Genomic DNA, 15,208 nt, shown 5'->3' with positions numbered 1-15,208 from the left:
CTCGTCGCGACCTGGGTTCAGACAGGCCGGGGCAGGCCCGAGTTCGTTAGTGTAACGGCAGCGGGCACAAAAAAGGGTGGCCCGGGCCACCCTTTTCATTTTTGCGCCGCTGTATTAACCCAGCGTTAAACCGGGGCTCAGTGCAGGCCCTGGATGTAGCTGGACAACGCGTCGATGTCCTTGTTGCTCAGCTTGCTGGCGATGGTGCGCATGGTGGTGGCATCGCCATCGTTGGTGCGGTTGCCTTCACGGAAGTCCGTCAGCTGCTTGGCCACGTAGCTTGCGTGCTGACCACCCAGGTGCGGGAAGCCGGCGGCGGCAATGCCTGCGCCGTTGGGCGAGTGGCAACCGGTGCAGGCCGGCAGGCCTTTTTCCAGATCACCGCCGTTGAACAGTGCGCGACCACGCTCGACCAGCGCCGGGTCGGCGGCGCCCACGCTGCCTTTCTGGCTGGCGAAATAGGCCGCGATATCGGCCAGGTCCTGATCGTTGAACGCGGCCAGCATGCCGGTCATTTCCAGCACGGTACGTTTGCCCGACTTGATGTCGTGCAGTTGCTTCTCCAGGTATTTCTCGCCCTGGCCGGCCAGTTTCGGGAAATTCGGCGCCATGCTGTTGCCGTCGGGGTTGTGACACGCGCCACATACAGCGGTTTTTGCCTGACCGGCAGCAGCATCCCCAACGATATTGCCGGCAGCGTTGGCAGCCCCGGTGATGCCTAAGGTCAACAGCAGACTCACGAATAGTTTGTTCATCAGCTAATCCAACTACGGCTAAGGGTGAAAGAGTTATGTATCGAGGCAACCTGTCTTGTTGACTCACCCGGTCAGGGTGGCCTGATCGTCCTCGTTACTGCAGTCCATGCACAAACCACGCGGCGGCATAGCCTTGAAACCCTGGGGAGCTGCTTCGACAGCCTCTGCGGTCCCTTATGTCAGGCGTGACTTCCACGCTGTAGGGATCCTGTGTAGCCTGAGCGCCGAATACGACCCTTTCAGGGTTGGGGCTGCACTGCGTCTACTGCGCAAGCTTGGTCAAGCAGCTCCCGTGCACATCCTCCTACGCTGGGATAATGCGCACACAAAAACTGGGGCATTATATACTCCCGTGCCTGAAACGGAAACGACACCGCTTGCCGAGACCCCCTCGAGCAACGCCCAATCGGAAATACCATGCAAGTCAAAAACCCCATCCTCGGACTCTGCCAGCAGGCCAAATTCGCCCTCAGTGCCGCCAAAGTCGACCAGTGCCCGGACGACGAAGGTTTCGAAGTGGCCTTTGCCGGCCGCTCCAACGCCGGCAAGTCCAGCGCCCTCAACACCCTGACCCACGCGAGCCTGGCGCGCACCTCGAAAACCCCGGGGCGTACCCAGCTGTTGAATTTCTTCAGTCTGGACGACGATCGGCGTCTGGTCGACCTGCCGGGCTACGGTTATGCAAAGGTGCCGATCCCGCTCAAGCAGCACTGGCAGCGCCACCTGGAGGCCTACCTGGGCAGCCGGGAGAGCCTCAAGGGCCTGATCCTGATGATGGACGTGCGCCATCCCATGACCGACTTCGACAAGATGATGCTCGACTGGGCCGTGGCCAGCGGCATGCCGATGCACATCCTGCTGACCAAGGCCGACAAGCTGACCTTCGGCGCGGCCAAGGGCACGCTGCTCAAGGTACAGGCCGAAATCCGCAAGGGTTGGGGCGACAGCGTGACCATCCAGCTGTTCTCGGCGCCCAAGCGCCAGGGGCTGGAAGAGGCCTACACGGTACTGGCTCGCTGGCTGCAACTGCCGGACAAGCCCGCAGAATAAGGGCTGCCCGGCAAATGCCGGGCAAAAAAAACCCCGGACTTCGTATGGGGAGGGGGAAGTTCGGGGTTCAAGTTCCGGACCGCTAGGGCGGGGTCCAGATATCTGCCAACACTTAACACAACATAGGAGCATCGAAGGGCTTCACCAGCCATTCAGTTACTCTGAGTCGTGGTTCACCGGTTTAGTTCCTCGGCGCGGGAAACTATTTTCCATAGGCCGAAAATGCAGAAATTGCCGCGACCTTATGCCGCAGCAAATTTCTGTTTTTGGTAGGCGCCAAGCACGCTTTTCAGTGCGCCTCGTCCCAGTTCGCCCCCACGCCCACATCCACCACCAGCGGTACATCCAGCTGCGCGGCACCGCTCATGTGCACGCGAATCTCCTGCGCCACCTGTTCCACCAGGTCCTCGCGCACTTCCAGCACCAGTTCGTCGTGCACCTGCAGGATCACCCGGGCATCCAGCGCAGTGCTCGCCAGCCAGTTGTCCACCGTGACCATGGCGCGCTTGATGATGTCAGCTGCGGTGCCCTGCATCGGCGCGTTGATCGCGGTACGCTCCGCGCCAGCGCGCTCCTGCGGACGGTTGGAGTGAATGGTCGGCAGGTACAGGCGCCGCCCGAACAGCGTTTCCACGTAGCCCTGGTCGGCCGCCTGCTTGCGGGTGCGCTCCATGTAGTCGCGCACGCCCGGGTAGCGGGCAAAGTACACGTCGATGTAGGCCTTGGCCGTCTTGCTGTCGACGCCGATGTCCTTGCCCAGCTTCTTTGCGCCCATGCCGTAGATCAGGCCGAAGTTGATCGCCTTGGCGCTGCGCCGCTGGTCGGAGGTCACGTCGCCAAGCTCCACCTTGAACACTTCGGCCGCGGTGGCAGTGTGCACGTCCAGGCCGTTGCGGAAGGCGCTGAGCAGGCCCTCGTCCTTGGCCAGGTGGGCCATGATGCGCAGCTCGATCTGCGAGTAGTCCGCCGCCAGCAATTTGTAGCCGGGCGCCGCGATGAAGGCCTGGCGAATGCGCCGGCCCTCGGCGGTACGCACCGGGATGTTCTGCAGGTTCGGGTCGCTGGACGACAGGCGGCCGGTGGCAGCCACCGCCTGCTGGTAGGAAGTGTGGATACGCCCGGTACGCGGGTTGATCTGCTCGGGCAGGCGGTCGGTGTAGGTGCTCTTGAGCTTGCTCATGGAGCGGTACTGCATCAGCACCTTGGGCAGCGGGAAACCTTCCTCGGCCAGCGCCTCGAGGGCTTCTTCAGCCGTCGACGGCTGGCCCTTGGGGGTCTTCTTCAGTACCGGCAGGCCGAACTTGTCATAAAGGATGGCGCCCAGCTGCCTGGGCGAACCCAGGTTGAACGGCTCGCCCGCCAGCTCGATGGCTTCGCGCTCCAGCGCGTCCATCTTGTCGCCCAGCTCGCCGCTCTGGATCCTGAGCAGGTCGGCATCCACCAGCGCGCCCTCGCGCTCGATACGCGCCAGCACCGGCACCAGCGGCATCTCGATATCGCTCAGCACGCTGGCCAGGCTTGGCAGCGCCGCCAGCTCGGCGTGCAGCTTGTGGTGCAGGCGCAGGGTGATGTCGGCATCTTCGGCGGCGTAGGGGCCGGCCTTGTCCAGGTGGATCTGGTTGAAGGTCAGCTGCTTGGCACCCTTGCCGGCAATGTCGGTGAAGCCGATGGTGGTGTGGTCCAGGTACTTCTTGGCCAGGCTGTCCATGTCGTGGCGGGTGGCCGTGGAATTCAGCACATAGGATTCGAGCATGGTGTCGAAGGCCACCCCACGCACGGTGATGCCCGCGCAGTTGGCCAGGATGTTGATGTCGTACTTGGCGTGCTGCCCGACCTTGGCCTTGTTCGGGTCTTCCAGCAGCGGCTTGAGCGCGTTCAGCACCAGCTCGCGGTCCAGCTGCTGCGGGGCGCCTTCGTAGTCGTGTGCCAGCGGGATGTAGGCGGCCTCATGGGGCTTGACCGCAAACGACAGGCCGACCAGCTGGGCCTGCTGTGCATCGACCCCGGTGGTTTCGGTATCGAATGCGAACAGCTCGGCGTCCTTGAGCTTTTGCAGCCACACGTCGAAACGTGCCTTGTCCAGAATGGTTTCATAGGCGGCCTCGACAGGGGCTACCGGCTCGGCAACGGCCACCGGGGGCGCCTCGGCGTCGGGTGTGGCGGCAGGGGGCGGGGCGAGCTCCAGGCGCTTGTTCTCGCGCTGAACTTCGTCGATCCAGCCCTTGAACTCGAGTTCGGTGTACAGCTGCAGCAGCGTTTCGCGGTCAGGTTCGCCCAGGTGCAGGTCGTCCAGCCCGACCTCCAGCGGCACGTCGACCTTGATCGTGGCCAGCTGGTACGACAGGAACGCCAGCTCCTTGTGCTCCAGCAGCTTGGCCGGCAGGGTCTTGGCCCCGCGGATCGGCAGGCTCGGCACCAGGTCGAGATTCTCGTACAGCTCCTTGATACCGCCATTGACGCCCACCAGCAGGCCGACGGCGGTCTTCTCGCCCACGCCCTTGACCCCGGGGATGTTGTCGGATGAGTCGCCCATCAGCGCCAGCAGGTCGATGATCTGCTCGGGTGCGACGCCGAACTTCTCCTTCACGCCCTCGATGTCCATCGACGAGCCCGACATGGTATTGACCAGGGTAATGTGCGCATCCACCAGCTGGGCCATGTCCTTGTCACCGGTGGAGATCACCACCGGGCGGGTCGCCGCGGCGCTGCTGCGGGCCAGGGTGCCGATCACGTCGTCGGCCTCGACCCCCTCCACGCACAGCAGCGGGAAGCCCAGCGCCTTGACGCTGGCGTGCAGCGGCTCGATCTGCACACGCATGTCGTCGGGCATGCTCGGCCGGTTGGCCTTGTACTCGGCGTACATCTCGTCGCGAAAGGTGCCGCCCTTGGCGTCGAACACCACCGCGAAGGGGCTGTCCGGGTACTGCTTGCGCAGGCTCCTGAGCATGTTCAGCACACCCTTCACCGCGCCGGTGGGCATGCCCTTGGAGTTGGTCAGCGGTGGCAGCGCGTGGAACGCGCGGTACAGGTAGGACGAACCGTCCACCAGGACGAGGGGAGCTTGGCTCATGAGCAGAATCAACCTTTTCAACGGGCCCGGCGCTAGAATGTCCGGAACATTGACGACAAAGGGACAAGGTTATCATGCGTAGACTAAATCGCCTGTTGCTGCTCGGTGTGTTGGCTGCCGCTCCACTGGTAGCCAATGCGGCGGATGAAGCGCCTTCGGCCGATCCGGATGTAACCATTCGCACGGAAGGCGACAAGACCATCCAGGAATACCGCCAGAACGGTTTCCTGTATGCCATCAAGGTCACCCCCAAAGGGGGCAAGCCTTACTTTCTGGTGCGCGCAGACGGCTCGGAAGGCAACTTCATCCGTTCCGACCAACCCGACATGCTGATTCCTTCCTGGAAAATCTTCGAGTGGTAATGCGGGCCCCTACCATCCACCTGGCACTTCCTGCGGGAAGTGCCCGAATGAGCAGTTTTTGACCATGTCTGTCTTCACCCCACTGACCCGGCCCGAGCTGGAAACCTTTCTGGCGCCCTATGGACTGGGTCGCCTGCGGGACTTCCAGGGAATTGCCGCCGGCACCGAGAACAGCAACTTCTTCGTCAGCCTCGAACAGGGTGAGTTCGTGCTGACACTGGTCGAACGCGGGCCGATCCAGGACCTGCCGTTCTTCATCGAACTGCTCGACGTGCTGCACGAGGCCGACCTGCCGGTGCCCTATGCGCTGCGCACCCGCGACGGCGTGGCCCTGCGCGAGCTGGCCGGCAAGCCGGCGCTGCTGCAGCCGCGCCTGCCGGGCAAGCACATCAAGGTGGCGAACAACCAGCATTGCGTACAGGTGGGCGAACTGCTGGGCCACCTGCACACCGCGACCCAGCACAAGGTGCTGGAGCGCAAGACCGACCGTGGCCTGGACTGGATGCTGGCCACCGGCGCCGAACTGATGCCGCGCCTGAACCCGACGCAACAGGCGCTGCTGCAGGGCTGCCTGGACGAGATCGTCGCGCACCAGGGCCAGATCATGGCGCTGCCGCGGGCCAACCTGCACGCCGACCTGTTCCGCGACAACGCCTTGTTCGAAGGCACCCACCTGACCGGGCTGATCGATTTCTACAATGCGTGCTCCGGGCCGATGCTGTATGACCTGGCGATTACCCTGAACGACTGGTGCTGCGACGATGCCGGGCAGATCGACCCGCCGCGGGCGCGGGCGTTGCTCGGTGCATATGCGGCGCTGCGCCCGTTCACCGCAGCCGAGGCACACCTGTGGCCGGTGATGTTGCGGGTGGCCTGCGTGCGGTTCTGGCTGTCGCGGCTGATTGCGGCCGAGTCGTTTGCCGGGATGGACGTGCTGATTCACGACCCGGCGGATTTCGAGGTGCGCCTGGCGGCGCGTCAGCAGGTGGACATCGCCCTGCCGTTCGCGTTGTAACTGAGCCACTCCAGGTAGGAGCCGGCCTTGCCGGCGGAGCCGTTGGGCTGCAGCGCAGCCCTTCGCCGGCCGGCTCCTACAGATCGGTGGGTCAGAGCTTTTCCAGGCACCCCGCCAATCCATTGCCCAGGTTCTCTAGCAACCGCTCATAGCCATTGGCATCCGCTGGCATCGTGCCGCCCAGCGCATCCAGCTCGGCCAGCGTCACCGGCAACCCCGCTGTCAGCGTCTCGGCCAGCCGCGGGCGTAGCGGCGGCTCGCTGAATACACAGGTCTTGCCCACTTCCTGCAGGCGCTTGCGCATCGCGGCCACGTGCTGCGCGCCCGGCTGCACCTCCGCCGCCACGCTGAACACGCCGGTGTGCTTGAGCCCGTAGGCCGCCTCGAAGTAATCGAAGGCTTCATGAAAGACAAAGTACGGCTTGCCCGCAACAGCGCTCACCCGCGCCTTGAGCCGCGCATCCAAGGCATCCAGGCGCTCGCCGAATGCCTTGGCGTTGGCGGTGTAGCGCGCCTGGTTCTGCGGATCGGCCGCGCCCAGGTCCGCCGCCATCTTCGCCGCAATCACCCGCGCGTTCACCGACGACAACCACAGGTGCGCATCCAGGCTGCCTGGGCGGTGGTCATGGTCGTGCTCGTCGGCGTCTTGCGCGTGGGAATGGCTGTCCTCGCCGAAATGGCGCAAGGTCAGGCCCGGCAGGCTCTGCACCGCCACCGTCGGCTTGCTGCGGCTACCCAGCACACGGGGCAGAAAACCCTCCATGTCCGGGCCGATCCAGTACAGCAAGTCCACCTGGCCCACCTTGCGCACATCGGAAGGGCGCAAGGCGTAATGGTGCGGCGAAGCGCCCGGTGGCAGCAGCACATCCGGCGTACCGACACCGTCCTGCACCGCGGCGGCGATCAGCTGCAGCGGCTTGATGCTGGTCAGCACCTGAACCTCGGCCTGCGCCGGGGTCATCAACAGGCTGCTTGTGACAAAAGCGACAAAAAGGGCAAAAAATCGGGACACGATAGGCACTCATCGGGGCAGGAACGGGTAACATAATAACGTCTCTCAACAGAACCGTCGCTGCCCATGCCCAATACCCCGCTGGCCAACCGTCCCCACGACCACTCCCACTGCGTGCACAGCGCGCTGGCCGAGGCCGATGCGCTGTGCGCGCGTCAGGGCCTGCGCCTGACCGCCCTGCGCCGCCGCGTGCTGGAGCTGGTATGGCAAAGCCACAAGCCGCTGGGCGCCTACGACATCCTTGCCGTGCTCAGCGAGCAGGACGGCCGCCGCGCCGCACCGCCCACCGTGTACCGCGCACTGGATTTCCTGCTGGAAAACAGCCTGGTGCACCGCATCGCGTCGCTCAATGCCTTCATGGGCTGCAGCCACCCCGAGCATGCCCACCAGGGCCAGTTCCTGATCTGCCGCCAATGCCACGTGGCAATCGAACTGGAGCAAGCCTCCATCAGCGACGCTATCGTGGCCAGCGCCAATGATGTGGGTTTCAGTGTCGAGACCCAGACCGTCGAAGTGGTCGGTCTGTGCGGCACCTGCCGGAGCGCCTGATGAGCAACGCGTTGATCCGCCTCGAGCAGGTGGGCGTCACCTTCGGCGGCCAGGCCGTGCTCGACAGCATCGACCTGTGCGTGGAGCCCGGGCAGATCGTGACCCTGATCGGCCCCAACGGCGCCGGCAAGACCACCCTGGTGCGCGCCGTACTCGGCCTGCTGGCGCCGCATACCGGCAGCGTATGGCGCAAGCCGCGACTGCGCATCGGCTACATGCCGCAGAAGATCCAGGTGGACGCCACCTTGCCGCTCTCGGTACTGCGCTTTCTGCGCCTGGTGCCGGGCGTGGACCGCAAGACAGCACTGGCGGCCCTCAACGAAGTGGGCGCCGAACACGTCATCGACAGCCCCATCCAGACCGTGTCCGGCGGCGAGATGCAGCGGGTGCTGCTGGCCCGCGCGCTGCTGCGCAAGCCAGAACTGCTGGTGCTCGACGAGCCGGTACAGGGCGTCGACGTGGCCGGTCAGGCCGAGCTCTACAGCCTGATCACGCGCCTGCGCGACCGCTACGGCTGCGGCGTGCTGATGGTTTCCCACGACCTGCACCTGGTGATGAGCACCACCGATCAGGTGGTGTGCCTCAACCGCCACGTGTGCTGCTCGGGCCACCCGGAGCAGGTCAGCGGCGACCCGGCCTTCGTCGAGCTGTTCGGCAACAACGCGCCAAGCCTGGCGATCTACCACCATCATCACGACCACGCCCACGACCTGCACGGGTCGGTGGTCACCCCGGCCCCTGGCGGGCATGTGCACGGAGACCACTGCAAGCATGGCTGATTTTCTGTTGTATGCCCTGCTTGCAGGCCTGGCCCTGGCGCTGGTGGCGGGCCCGCTGGGCTCGTTCGTGGTGTGGCGGCGCATGGCGTATTTCGGCGACACGCTGTCCCACGCGGCGCTGCTGGGCGTGGCCCTGGGCTTCGTGCTGGACGTCAGCCCGACGCTGGCGGTGACCGTCGGCTGCCTGTTGCTGGCGCTGTTGCTGGTGACCCTGCAGCAGCGCCAGCCGCTGGCCTCCGACACCCTGCTGGGGATTCTCGCGCCGAGCACGCTGTCGCTGGGCCTGGTGGTGCTGAGCTTCATGCACGATGTGCGCATCGACCTGATGGCCTACCTGTTCGGCGACCTGCTGGCGATCAGCCCGGGCGACCTGGCGTGGATCCTGGGCGGCAGTGCGCTGGTCCTGTTGCTGATCGTGGCGCTGTGGCGCCCGCTGCTGGCGGTGACCGTGCACGAGGAACTGGCCCGGGTCGAAGGCCTGCCGGTGGCTGCGCTGCGCCTGGCGCTGATGCTGCTGATCGCGGTGGTGATCGCGGTGGCGATGAAGATCGTCGGCGTGCTGCTGATCACCTCGCTGCTGATCATCCCCGCCGCAGCCGCACAGCGGCATGCGCGCTCGCCGGAACAGATGGCCCTGGGCGCCAGCCTGATCGGCGTAGTGGCGGTGTGTGGCGGGCTGGCCCTGTCGTGGTTCAAGGACACCCCGGCCGGCCCATCCATCGTGGTGTGTGCGGCAGTGCTATTCTTGGTGAGCCTGGCGCTGCCCCGGCGCTGAGCGCGCAGCCCCATGGGCAGGGTGCGGCCGACAGGGTCGCGCCCTGCGACATTTTAATCGCCGCTACATCCTGAAGAGTTATTTTCGCGCCAGCGCGCTGGGTGTAGACTTGCTCGCTTTTTGCGCAAATAGAGAGTCGCAGGAATGAAGCCGTTCGCCTCCCGTTATCTGCTCCTTGCCGCGTTTTCCGTGCTGCTGGCCGCCTGTTCCAGCGCGCCGGTCGACCCGCCGCCGCCCGCGCAGCCCGATGCCTGGCAGCTGCTGGAGCAGAACATCGCCAGCAGCGAGCTGGCCACCGCCGAAGACCAGCTGGCCACCTTGCAGGCCCAGTCGCCAGACGATGCACGCCTCGAACCCATGCAGCGCCAGCTGGCCGAAGCCTACCTGCAACGCAGCCAGATCGTGCTGCAGAAGGGCGATGTGAATGCCGCAGCCACCGCGCTGGCACGTGCCCGTGCGCTGATGCCCAAGGCCCCGGCGCTGACCGGCGGCGTGAATGGTGCCATCACCCAGGCGCGCAAGGCCGAGCTGGACAAGGCCGAGGCCGCGCTCAAGGCGGCGGAAGCCAAGCCGCCGGCAAAAGTCATCGACCCTACGGCGCCAAGCACCGTAGTGGCGTTGAAAATCACGAAAATAGAAGAACTGCGCCGACAACTGGATGACATCGCCACCGATGTGGTGAATTACCAGTGTGACGTGGTGTTCCAGGTGCCGCGCCGTGATGACGCGCCGTGGCTACAGACCTTGCTGGCCAAGCGGGTAAGCAAGCGCGATGCGAGCTTCGCCTTGCAGCAGGCCCACGAGATTCATCGCAACCAGCCAGCGCAGGTGGTGCTTACGCCGCGGCGCGCCGAGTGATGTCGGCGGTGCCTTCTTCGCCGGCAAGGCCGGCTCCTGCAGGAGCCGGCCTTTTTGACTACGCCGGAATGGCCTTGGCGGCCGCTTCCCGCGACCACACCCGGTGCTTGGCAATCGCCGCGATCAACGCCTTGTAGGCCTTCTGATCGCTGCCCACCACCATGCCTTCATCCGCCTTGAGGCCCAGCTTGTCGAGCACGGCCTTGGCATCGCTGTCGGTACCCAGCGGCTTGAGGTGCTTGTAGGCCTCCAGCACGAAGTGCAGCGCCACGCCATCGCCGCTCAGGGCCTGCAGGCTGGCCTTGCCACCGGCGATCCATACCGCATCGAACACCACCGACGGCATGCCTTCCATCGAGGCATCCACCGCCAGGGTCTTGCCGGCAGCGGTCTTCACCGGTGCCGAGGTCGGCCCCAGCAGCACGCCCTGGGCGCTCTCGGCCTGCAACGCCTTCACCAGCGGGTCCACAAGCGTGGCATCCACGCCATCGGCCACCAGAATCGCCACCTTGCGCCCCTTGATGCCTTCGCCCAGCAGGTTCATCTGGCTCAGCGCCGGCGAAGCCTTGAGCGACTGTGGCTTGACGTCCACGGTGCCGGTCTTGGGCGCCGGCAGGCCAAGGTTCTGCGCTACCCGCGCCGCCAGCTTGAGGTCGATGTTGGCGAGAATCTCGTTCACCTCGCGGGCACGGATATGCTCGCGCTCCACCTTGCCCAGCTCGAAGCTGTAGGCACTGATGATGTGCTCCTGCTCGGTCGGGCTCATGCTCTGGAAGAACAGCCGCGCCTGGGAGAAGTGATCGCCGAACGAGGGGCTGCGCTGGCGCACCTTGTGCGCCTCGATGCGCTCGGGGTAGGTCTCGAAGCCGCCATCCTGCGCCGCCGGCGGGGTTTCCTTCGGCCAGCCGCCATCGATGGAGTTGGGCTCGTAGGACGCCCGGCCCTTGTGCACGGTGGTACGGTGCTGGGCATCGCGCTGGCCGTTGTGGTTGGGTGCCACGGGCCGGTTGATCGGGATCTCGTGGAAGTTCGGGCCACCCAGGCGGCTGATCTGCGTGTCGGTGTAGGAGAACAGCCGGCCCTGCAGCAGCGGGTCGTTGGAAAAGTCGATGCCCGGCACGATATGACCGGGGCAGAACGCCACCTGCTCGATTTCGGCAAAGAAGTTGTCCGGGTTGCGGTTGAGCACCATCTTGCCAAGCGGCGTCACCGGTACCAGCTCTTCGGGGATGATCTTGGTCGGGTCGAGCAGGTCGAACTCGAACTTATGCTCGTCGGCCTCGGGCACGATCTGCACGCCCAGTTCCCATTCCGGGTAGTTGCCGGTCTCGATCGCTTCCCACAGGTCGCGGCGGTGATAGTCAGTGTCCTTGCCCGCCAGCTTCTGCGCCTCGTCCCACAGCAGCGAATGCACACCCTGCTTGGGCTTCCAGTGGAACTTGACGAAACTGGCCACGCCTTCGGCGTTGATCAGGCGGAAGGTGTGCACGCCAAAGCCCTGCATGGTGCGCAGGCTTTTCGGTATCGCGCGGTCGGACATCGCCCAGATCACCATGTGCGCCGACTCGGGCACCAGCGAGACGAAGTCCCAGAAGGTGTCGTGGGCCGAACCGCCGGTGGGGATCTCGTTGTGCGGTTCGGGTTTGACCGCATGCACGAAGTCGGGAAACTTGATTGCGTCCTGAATGAAGAACACCGGCATGTTGTTGCCAACCAGGTCGAAGTTGCCCTCATCGGTAAAGAACTTGACGGCAAAGCCGCGCACGTCGCGCACCGTGTCACCCGAGCCACGCGGCCCCTGCACGGTGGAGAAGCGCACGAACACCGGGGTGATCTTGTCCGGGTCCTGCAAGAAGCCGGCCTTGGTCAGTGCGGCATGCGACTCGTAAGCCTGGAAGTAGCCATGCGCGCCGGTGCCGCGGGCATGCACGATGCGCTCGGGAATGCGCTCATGGTCGAAATGCGTGATCTTCTCGCGCATGATGAAGTCTTCAAGCAGCGAGGGGCCGCGGTCACCGGCCTTGAGGGTGTTCTGGTTGTCGGCAACCTTGACCCCCTGGTTGGTGCGCAGCGCCTGGCCGGTGGCATCGCTGCGAAACGGCTCCAGGCTCTGCAGCTTGGCGTTGGTGTTGGCCTTGTCGGGCGTCTGGGCGCCGGCGAGTTGACTTTCCTGGGGCGCATTCTTCTTGCTGGGCATGGGTCTGCAACTCCTCATCATCGTACGCGGGGCCCCTGGATGGGGCTCTTCAGGTAGTGACTGACAGGAGTGCCGGGCGTTCCTTTCGAATGACCAGCGAGCAACCACTGATCGCGTTATTCCTCAAGCGTTGGTCAAACACGAAATAAATGCTAAGAACCTATATACGAACAGGCTAAAATGCGCCCCCCGGCTAACAGCTGACCCTATTTCATGCGCCCCACAAGGTTCGCTACGTGATCGAGTTTCAACAAGTCCATAAAACCTACCGCGTCGCCGGTAGGGACATCCCCGCACTGCACCCGACCAGCCTGCGCGTCGAAGACGGCCAGGTGTTCGGTCTGATCGGCCATTCCGGTGCCGGCAAAAGTACCCTGCTGCGCCTGATCAACCGTCTCGAGGCTCCCAGCGGCGGCAAGATCATCGTCGACGGCGAAGACGTCACGGCGTTCAACGCCAACGACCTGCGCCGCTTCCGCCAGCAGGTCGGGATGATCTTCCAGCACTTCAACCTGCTGGCCTCCAAGACCGTGGCCGACAACGTGGCGCTGCCGCTGACCCTGGCCGGGCGCATGTCGCGCGCCGAGATCGACCAGCGCGTCGGCGAGCTGCTGGCCCGGGTAGGGCTGAGCGAGCATGCCAGGAAATACCCGGCACAGCTGTCCGGCGGCCAGAAGCAGCGCGTCGGCATCGCCCGCGCCCTGGCCACCAAGCCCAAGATCCTGCTGTGCGACGAAGCCACCAGCGCCCTGGACCCGCAAACCACCGCCTCGGTGCTGCAATTGCTGGCCGAGATCAACCGCGAGCTGAAGCTGACCATCGTGCTCATCACCCACGAGATGGACGTGATCCGCCGCGTGTGCGACCAGGTGGCAGTGATGGACGCCGGGCAGATCGTCGAACAGGGCCCGGTGGCGCAGGTGTTCCTGCACCCCAAGCACCCGACCACCAAGCGTTTCGTGCAGGAAGACGAGCAGGTCGACGAAAGCGAACAGCGCGACGATTTTGCCCATGTACCGGGGCGCATCGTGCGCCTGACCTTCCAGGGCGACGCCACCTATGCGCCGCTGCTGGGCACCGTGGCCCGTGAAACCGGGGTGGACTACAGCATCCTCGCCGGGCGTATCGACCGCATCAAGGACACCCCCTACGGTCAACTGACCCTGGCCATCACCGGTGGCGACATCGAGGCGGCATTTGCCCGCTTCATTGCGGCAGATGTTCATATGGAGGTACTGCGCTGATGGACGCCCTGAGTTTCTTTGCCAACATCGACTGGGCCGAAATCTGGCTGGCCACGATCGATACCATGATCATGCTGTTCGGCTCGCTGCTGTTCACCGTACTGCTGGGCCTGCCACTGGGCGTGCTGCTGTTTCTGTGCGGCCCGCGCCAGCTGTTCGAAGAAAAGCGCGTGTATGCGCTGCTGTCGCTGGTGGTCAACGTGCTGCGTTCGCTGCCGTTCATCATCCTGCTGATCGTGATGATCCCGTTCACCGTGCTCATCACCGGCACCTCGCTGGGCGTGGCCGGGGCCATCCCGCCACTGGTGGTCGGTGCCACGCCGTTCTTCGCACGACTGGTGGAAACCGCCCTGCGCGAGGTCGACCGCGGCATCATCGAGGCCACCCAGTCGATGGGGGCCACCACGCGCCAGATCATCATGAACGCCCTGCTGCCCGAAGCGCGGCCGGGCATCTTCGCAGCCATCACCGTGACGGCCATCACCCTGGTGTCGTACACCGCGATGGCGGGTGTGGTGGGTGCCGGCGGGCTGGGTGACCTGGCCATCCGCTTCGGCTACCAGCGCTTTCAGACCGACGTGATGGTAGTCACCGTGGTACTGCTGCTGGTGCTGGTTCAAGTTCTGCAGAGTGTCGGCGACAAACTGGTTGTGCATTTTTCCCGTAAGTAACCAAGGGTCGGCCACGCCGACGCGCCGGGGGCCGGAACGGCCCTCACAAGGAGCGATTAGATGAAAAGACTGCTTGCTGCTGTTGCCGCCGTCGCGGCCTTCTCTGCCCACGCGGCCGAGACCCTGACTGTTGCCGCCACCCCGGTACCGCACGCCGAGATCCTCGAGTTCGTCAAACCGGCGCTGGCCAAGGAAGGCGTGGACCTGAAGGTGAAGGTGTTCACCGACTACGTCCAGCCCAACGTGCAGGTGGCCGAGAAGCGCCTGGATGCCAACTTCTTCCAGCACCAGCCGTACCTGGACGAGTTCAACAAGGCCAAGGGCACTCACCTGGTCAGCGTTGCCGGCGTGCACCTGGAGCCGCTGGGCGCCTATTCGAACAAGCTCAAGAAGCTCGACGAACTGCCATCGGGCGCCACCGTGGTCATCCCCAACGACGCCACCAACGGCGGCCGTGCCTTGCTGCTGCTGGACAAGGCTGGCGTGATCAAGCTCAAGGACAACACCAACATCCTGTCGACCGTGAAGGACATCACCGGCAACGACAAGGGCCTGAAATTCCGTGAGCTGGAAGCTGCCACCATTCCGCGCGTGCTGACCCAGGTCGACCTGGCGCTGATCAACACCAACTATGCGCTGGAAGCCAAGCTCAACCCTGAAAAGGACGCCCTGGTCATCGAAGGCAGCGATTCGCCTTATGTGAACATCCTGGTGACCCGCGAGGACAACAAGGATTCGGACGCGGTGAAGAAGCTGGTAGCAGTACTGCACACGCCTGAAGTGAAGAAGTTCATCGAAGAGAAGTACAAGGGCGCGGTCAAGCCAGCGTTCTGATTCAGAAATGCCAAGGGCTGCTACGCAGCCCATCGCG

Annotated in this window: 14 protein-coding genes and 1 pseudogene; 10 read left to right on the top strand and 5 right to left on the bottom strand. The window is 64.6% G+C overall.

Annotated features, from left to right (window positions below; translation table 11 throughout):
- Window positions 1-137: 137 nt before the first annotated feature.
- Both FW760_RS07900 and FW760_RS07895 read right to left on the bottom strand, forming a co-directional pair.
- A complete protein-coding gene (locus FW760_RS07900; protein WP_043862299.1) occupies window positions 138-755 on the bottom strand; it encodes a c-type cytochrome in 618 nt (205 codons plus the stop codon).
- Window positions 756-818: 63 nt separating this feature from the next.
- Window positions 819-905 (bottom strand): annotated as a pseudogene (locus FW760_RS07895) (cytochrome C); the annotation flags it as partial.
- A gap of 267 nt (window positions 906-1,172) precedes the next feature.
- Here FW760_RS07895 and yihA point away from each other — a divergent pair.
- Complete coding sequence (yihA, locus tag FW760_RS07890) at window positions 1,173-1,805, top strand: ribosome biogenesis GTP-binding protein YihA/YsxC (RefSeq protein ID WP_054916024.1); 633 nt, start codon at window positions 1,173-1,175, stop codon at window positions 1,803-1,805.
- A gap of 289 nt (window positions 1,806-2,094) precedes the next feature.
- Here the strand turns inward: yihA and polA are convergent, their stop codons facing one another.
- Entirely contained in the window at window positions 2,095-4,875 is a 2,781-nt protein-coding gene (gene polA / locus FW760_RS07885; protein ID WP_100634941.1) for a DNA polymerase I, read from the bottom strand.
- Between the two features lie 74 nt (window positions 4,876-4,949).
- Between polA and FW760_RS07880 the strand changes: the two genes are divergently transcribed.
- Together FW760_RS07880 and FW760_RS07875 are read left to right on the top strand one after the other, a co-directional pair.
- A complete protein-coding gene (locus FW760_RS07880; RefSeq protein WP_043862296.1) occupies window positions 4,950-5,237 on the top strand; it encodes a DUF2782 domain-containing protein in 288 nt (95 codons plus the stop codon).
- A 64-nt stretch (window positions 5,238-5,301) separates the two neighbouring features.
- The gene (locus FW760_RS07875) at window positions 5,302-6,252 is read left to right on the top strand and encodes a homoserine kinase (protein ID WP_043862339.1); all 951 of its coding nucleotides are present in this window, start codon (window positions 5,302-5,304) and stop codon (window positions 6,250-6,252) included.
- Window positions 6,253-6,343: 91 nt separating this feature from the next.
- Here the strand turns inward: FW760_RS07875 and FW760_RS07870 are convergent, their stop codons facing one another.
- On the bottom strand, window positions 6,344-7,264 hold the full coding sequence (locus FW760_RS07870) for a zinc ABC transporter substrate-binding protein (protein ID WP_088514213.1): 921 nt from the start codon (window positions 7,262-7,264) through the stop codon (window positions 6,344-6,346).
- Between the two features lie 66 nt (window positions 7,265-7,330).
- Here FW760_RS07870 and zur point away from each other — a divergent pair, with 66 nt between their 5' ends.
- The 4 genes from zur to FW760_RS07850 all read left to right on the top strand — a co-directional run bounded on the left by zur (window position 7,331) and on the right by FW760_RS07850 (window position 10,225).
- Window positions 7,331-7,813: a zinc uptake transcriptional repressor Zur gene (zur, locus tag FW760_RS07865; RefSeq protein WP_043862294.1), complete on the top strand. Its 483-nt coding sequence runs from the start codon at window positions 7,331-7,333 to the stop codon at window positions 7,811-7,813.
- Window positions 7,813-8,592, top strand: a complete 780-nt coding sequence (gene znuC, locus FW760_RS07860) for a zinc ABC transporter ATP-binding protein ZnuC (RefSeq protein WP_043862293.1) — start codon at window positions 7,813-7,815, stop codon at window positions 8,590-8,592. Before zur ends, znuC begins: the two co-directional genes overlap by 1 nt.
- Window positions 8,585-9,367, top strand: a complete 783-nt coding sequence (gene znuB / locus FW760_RS07855; protein WP_043862292.1) for a zinc ABC transporter permease subunit ZnuB — start codon at window positions 8,585-8,587, stop codon at window positions 9,365-9,367. The genes znuC and znuB overlap by 8 nt, the downstream gene beginning before the upstream one ends.
- A gap of 144 nt (window positions 9,368-9,511) precedes the next feature.
- Window positions 9,512-10,225, top strand: a complete 714-nt coding sequence (locus tag FW760_RS07850) for a PA5502 family lipoprotein (protein WP_043862291.1) — start codon at window positions 9,512-9,514, stop codon at window positions 10,223-10,225.
- A 58-nt stretch (window positions 10,226-10,283) separates the two neighbouring features.
- On the opposite strand, the gene katE is transcribed toward FW760_RS07850, so the two are convergent.
- Window positions 10,284-12,440, bottom strand: coding sequence for a catalase HPII (katE, locus tag FW760_RS07845; protein ID WP_116055263.1), 2,157 nt, complete (start codon window positions 12,438-12,440; stop codon window positions 10,284-10,286).
- 218 nt (window positions 12,441-12,658) lie between these two features.
- Here katE and FW760_RS07840 point away from each other — a divergent pair, with 218 nt between their 5' ends.
- From FW760_RS07840 to FW760_RS07830, 3 genes are read left to right on the top strand one after another with little or no spacing between them, the layout of a single operon-like run.
- The gene (locus FW760_RS07840; protein WP_054916029.1) at window positions 12,659-13,666 is read left to right on the top strand and encodes a methionine ABC transporter ATP-binding protein; all 1,008 of its coding nucleotides are present in this window, start codon (window positions 12,659-12,661) and stop codon (window positions 13,664-13,666) included.
- Window positions 13,666-14,337, top strand: coding sequence for a methionine ABC transporter permease (locus FW760_RS07835; RefSeq protein WP_043862288.1), 672 nt, complete (start codon window positions 13,666-13,668; stop codon window positions 14,335-14,337). Before FW760_RS07840 ends, FW760_RS07835 begins: the two co-directional genes overlap by 1 nt.
- 60 nt (window positions 14,338-14,397) lie before the next feature.
- A complete protein-coding gene (locus tag FW760_RS07830) occupies window positions 14,398-15,171 on the top strand; it encodes a MetQ/NlpA family ABC transporter substrate-binding protein (protein WP_116052456.1) in 774 nt (257 codons plus the stop codon).
- The last annotated feature ends 37 nt before the right edge of the window (window positions 15,172-15,208 follow it).

The organism is Pseudomonas sp. 1176_21 (assembly GCF_052850635.1).
This window is presented reverse-complemented; position numbering and strand designations above follow the sequence as displayed.